We start from the raw sequence: 4,532 nt of genomic DNA on the forward strand, positions 1-4,532 counted from the left end.
GTGGCGATGGCAGCACCGACCCCAAGGTTGATTGCGTGGGACACCACTCGCACACCGGCGTCTCGGGCGATCTTTGCCGTGTCGTCGCGCGACCCGTCATCGACGATGACGACATCCACCAGCGGATGCACAGTTGAGAGCGACGTCAATACCTGACCGATCGACGCGGCCTCGTTTAGCGCAGGAACTGCGACGAGTATTCTCATAAAAATGAAGCCTACCGGGGCAGACGAGCGCCTACGCCTGCGGAAAGTGCGCCACAGGCTGTGTTGCTTGGGTCAGGGTCGGCGCACTCGATTCACTCGGTTCACCTTGCGGCCGCTAGTCGACGGGCTGTACGAGATCGCGCAGAATGTCGCCTCTGGCCCTGCTAAACCGGCGGTACTTGCCGGTAACGACCTGCCGCAGCACTGGAACGACTCGGAGGATGCGCGCCTCAGGCAGTGCGCGTCGAAAATACTCGTGCTGCGCCTTCTGCTGCACAAGCTCGAGCAGTGCGGGGTCAATATCAACCATGGCCTGCACTCGCGACTCAAGGATGCCGAAATTGGTCGCGAGTCTTTCGTTGCGAGCTCGGCGGGGCTCCATCACCCTGCGCACCTTGCCGGCGAAAGACAACCGGGTCACTCCAATCTGGTTCGCCCCGTGCTGGCGGTAATCGATGAGCTCTGTCTCGAGCATGTCAATCTCGCCGGTCAGCGCTGCAATGATCGCGAGCCACTCGTCGTGAACCCACGCCCGGGGAAATGGGATGGCCGCCTCCAGCGGTGAACGCCTGAACATCATCGTGGCGCCTGTGGCGAGGTTGCGGCGCAGAAGCGCCTCGATCCCGCGACCGGAATGTACGAGGTTTTTCTCGTCGTTCGTCACCTCAAGCGCCTCAAAAAGCGTGTGCCCGAGGGAGGCGGAAGCCGAATCGACCAGCCGAGCGTCTGAGTGCATCAGCGTCAGGTCAGGACGGGAGGCAAACTCCGCAGCCATCAGGGCCAGCCGCTCCGGCACCCAGATATCGTCCTGGTCGCACAGCGCAATGAGCTCACCGCTGCACGCGAGAGCGGCCTGCTCGAAGTTTCCTGTCACCCCTAGCGCGACCCGGTTGCGGATGACGATGAGCGGCACCGCGCCGCCGACCACTCGCTCGGCGAGAGCGATCGTGTCGTCGATTGACGCGTCATCCGACAGTACGATTTCAGCGGGCAGCATGGTCTGGTTCAGGATGCTGGTGAGCTGCTGCCCCAAGTAGGCCGCACCGTTGTGCGTACCGAGCGCGACGGAGATTGTCGGAGGTCGAACGTCGTTCACGCGGCCAGCCTATGTCTCGTCGTGACACCCTGAAGGTTCCCCAAGTCCATTCGGCGTAGAATATACCGACCTGACGACGACCGTTCCCCCTCTCGTCGGATGAAAGCAGAAGATATTCGTGAACACCCAGACCGACTACAACCAGAGCAGGTCTGAGCGGATCGCTCGCGTGTCAGAACTTCCGTTCATTGACGCCTCGAAATCACGGGGGTTCGTTACGGGCACAGCGCATTCCCTCATCGAGATATGGTCGCGTCGCGAGCTCATCAGTCGCCTCGTTCGCCGCGAGATCAAGGCACGGTACAAAGACAGCAAGCTCGGGGTGGTCTGGAGCCTGTTCCGCCCGCTGTTGCAGTTGGTCATCTACTTTTTTGCCATTGGCCAGATTTTGGGAGCGGCGAGGGCAGTCCCCGATTTCGCCATCTTTGTGTTCGTCGGGCTGACGATGTGGACGCTGTACGCCGAGATCATCAGCGGCGGCGCACGATCGATCATTGACAACGCCGGACTGGTCAAGAAGGTCTATCTTCCCCGCGAGATCTTTCCCCTGGCCTCGATCGGTAGCGCACTATTCAACTTCGTGATCCAGCTCGGCGTGCTGCTGCTGGCGATCGCCATACTCAGCCACTACAGGCTGTCCCCTGACCTGCTCCTGGCACCGCTGGCGCTCCTGACCATCCTGACCTTCGGGGCTGCAATCGGGATCCTCGTCTCCGCCATCAACGTCTACCTGCGCGACGTGCAGCACTTCATCGAGATTTACCTGATTGCGTTCTTCTGGGCCTCCCCCATCGTTTATCCCTTCACCTTCGTGCACAAGCAGGTCGGGTCTGGCCTGTTAGAGGAGCTCTACCTCGCGAGCCCGATCACCCTGTCGATCATTGGAGCACAGAAGGCACTCTGGTCGGTCGGGACCGAGGCGGTGGGCAAAACTGCCCAGTATTGGCCCGATGGGCTAGGCCTGCGACTGATCGTCGCTTTCGCCGTCAGCCTCGTCCTGCTCTGGATTTCCCAGCGAATATTCGCGAAGCTCCAGGGCAATTTTGCGCAGGAGCTGTAAATGGCATCGACATCGATCGTCACCGTAGATAACGTCTCCAAGAAGTTCGTGCTCAACAAGCACAAGTCCATCAAGGAGCGCCTCGTCAACGCGAGGTCGCAGCAGAAGCACCTTAACGAATTTTGGGCGCTCCGCGATATTGATCTGGATATCAAGGCGGGTTCTACCGTTGGCCTCGTCGGCCATAACGGGTCAGGCAAGAGCACGCTTCTCAAGATCGTCGGCGGCATCATCGAACCGAGCTCCGGCATCGTGTTGAGACGCGGACGGATGGCGGCCCTGCTCGAACTCGGCGCCGGCTTCCACCCTGACCTGACCGGCCGGGAGAATGTCTTCCTCAACGCAGCCATCCTCGGGTTGACCCAGAAGGAGACCGAGAGGCACCTCGACGCGATAGTCGATTTCTCCGGTATTGAGAGCTTCATCGATACGCAAGTCAAGTTCTTTAGCTCCGGAATGTACGTGCGGCTGGCTTTTGCCGTCGCTGTGCATGTGGACCCCGATCTGCTTCTCGTTGACGAGGTGCTCGCCGTCGGTGACGAACCGTTCCAGAACAAGTGCATCGCCAAGATCACTGAGTTCCAGAAAGAGGGACGGACGATCGTCGTCGTCAGCCACGCGCCCGCGCAGATCGAGGCGCTATGTGACCGCGTCGTCGTTCTCAGTAAGGGCGAGATGATTTTCGATGGCAACACCATGGAAGGAATCGACGTGCTGCAGCGCGGCTACGCCGAGCAGCAGGTGAGCGAAGCCGAATTGCAGCGCACCGTCGGGCTGCCCTCGGCCATGGTCAGGAACGTCCTGATCGCCTCCGGCGAGGCGGAAGAGGAGAAGACCGTCGCTGTCGGCGACGACATGACGGTGTCGTACACCTACGAGGTCTTACGCGACGAACGACCGCTCGTCGCAGTGCTGAGCATCGAGACTGCGCGCGGTGCGAAGGTGTACGAACTCACCACAAAGATGATCGGCCAGGAGCTCCCGCGGTCTATCGGCCACCACACTGTCGAGTTCACCTTCAACAAGCCGGCCCTTGGTGCGGGCGACTATGTGGTGAGAGGTGGTCTGGAGACGATAGATAGCGAGCTGGTGCACCAGCTCAAGCCCGCCTCGCGCTTCGTCGTACGAAGCTCGCTACCGGGCACAGGCACGCTGAGCATGGACCTCAAGACAAGGATCTTCTCGCACTAGTCGCCCTGTAACTTGCGGCGGTGCTCGAGCGAGTCGGCGTTGATACGCGCGTCGTCGGTCAGGTTGGCCAACGATGCCTTCCGATATGCGCGCCACTTGTGTAGGTGATACCGCGGGTTCACGATGATCCAATACAACTTACGCCGCCACGTATAGCTGCCGTCCCTGAGAATAGTCGAGCTGTCACGAAGCGCTCCGCGTGCAGCCCTGGCGTACGAGCCACCCCGTGACATCGGTGCAACCTTGGTGCCGATACGCCGCAACCCGACGGTCTCGTCGAAGATGCGCGGGCCGAACTCGGCCAGCGTCACATCGTTGGAATGAATGACGGCCGCCCGCGGGGCGTACGCCTTGTGAAAACCGGCGGCAATCACATCCTGACCAAACATTTGATCCTCCGCGTACAGCACATCGCGATACGGGATCTGCCCGGTCAGGATGTCGCGGCGGGCCGCCGAGTTGACATCGGAATAAAACGTGATGGCGGCGAGAGTTCCCGGATCCTGCACGAATCCGTCGTCATAAAACACGGTGGTCCCGAAGTGTGGACCAAACCCCGCAAAGACGCCCTCGATGTCGTACTTCATGAGCGGGAAACATGTCGGTCGTGGAATCTGTTTGCCCATCACCCCGACAATGCGTGCGTCGATAGAAAACGGCGCGAGCATCTCGTGCAGCCAACGGTCGGTAGCCGGGATGGCATCATGCGACAAGAATGCGACGAACTCGCCGCCCGACAGCCGCGCCGCCAGGTTGCGGGTACGACCGTGGCCAAATTCTGAATTCGGGATCTGGTGCAACCGAACATTCGGAAATGACTCGACGATCGAGAGGGTCGAGTCGGTTGATCCCGAATCGACCACCAGAATCTCGAAGGCGCCATCGATCCGCTGTGTGGCGCACGCCGCCAGGATCTCGCGTAAGTAGGTCTCGCCATTAAACGTGGGGATCACGATGGACGCTACAAGGGGCTCAGTGC

5 protein-coding genes are annotated in these 4,532 nt (G+C 60.5%); 2 read left to right on the forward strand and 3 right to left on the reverse strand.

Annotated features, from left to right (window positions below; genetic code table 11):
• Both RMN95_RS10920 and RMN95_RS10925 read right to left on the reverse strand, forming a co-directional pair.
• The coding region (locus RMN95_RS10920) for a glycosyltransferase (protein ID WP_309616946.1) at positions 1-206 on the reverse strand (206 nt) is incomplete at its 3' end.
• 115 nt (positions 207-321) lie between these two features.
• Positions 322-1,302 carry a glycosyltransferase family 2 protein gene (locus tag RMN95_RS10925; protein WP_309616947.1) on the reverse strand — a complete coding sequence of 327 codons (981 nt, stop codon included), beginning with the start codon at positions 1,300-1,302 and terminating at the stop codon, positions 322-324.
• Positions 1,303-1,420: 118 nt separating this feature from the next.
• Between RMN95_RS10925 and RMN95_RS10930 the strand changes: the two genes are divergently transcribed.
• Both RMN95_RS10930 and RMN95_RS10935 read left to right on the forward strand, forming a co-directional pair.
• Positions 1,421-2,362, forward strand: a complete 942-nt coding sequence (locus RMN95_RS10930; protein WP_309616948.1) for an ABC transporter permease — start codon at positions 1,421-1,423, stop codon at positions 2,360-2,362.
• Positions 2,363-3,553, forward strand: coding sequence for an ABC transporter ATP-binding protein (locus RMN95_RS10935; RefSeq protein ID WP_309616949.1), 1,191 nt, complete (start codon positions 2,363-2,365; stop codon positions 3,551-3,553).
• On the opposite strand, the gene RMN95_RS10940 is transcribed toward RMN95_RS10935, so the two are convergent.
• On the reverse strand, positions 3,550-4,532 hold a 983-nt coding region (locus RMN95_RS10940), incomplete at its 5' end, for a glycosyltransferase family 2 protein (protein WP_309616950.1). The two genes, RMN95_RS10935 and RMN95_RS10940, sit on opposite strands and share 4 nt — an antisense overlap.

Source organism: Salinibacterium sp. (assembly GCF_031364185.1).
Taxonomy (GTDB): domain Bacteria; phylum Actinomycetota; class Actinomycetes; order Actinomycetales; family Microbacteriaceae; genus Rhodoglobus.

Bases quoted from the DNA above. Each gene is read 5' to 3' on its own strand.
- RMN95_RS10935 (WP_309616949.1), top strand. From the start codon at position 2,363: ATGGCATCGACATCGATCGTCACCGTAGATAACGTCTCCAAGAAGTTC.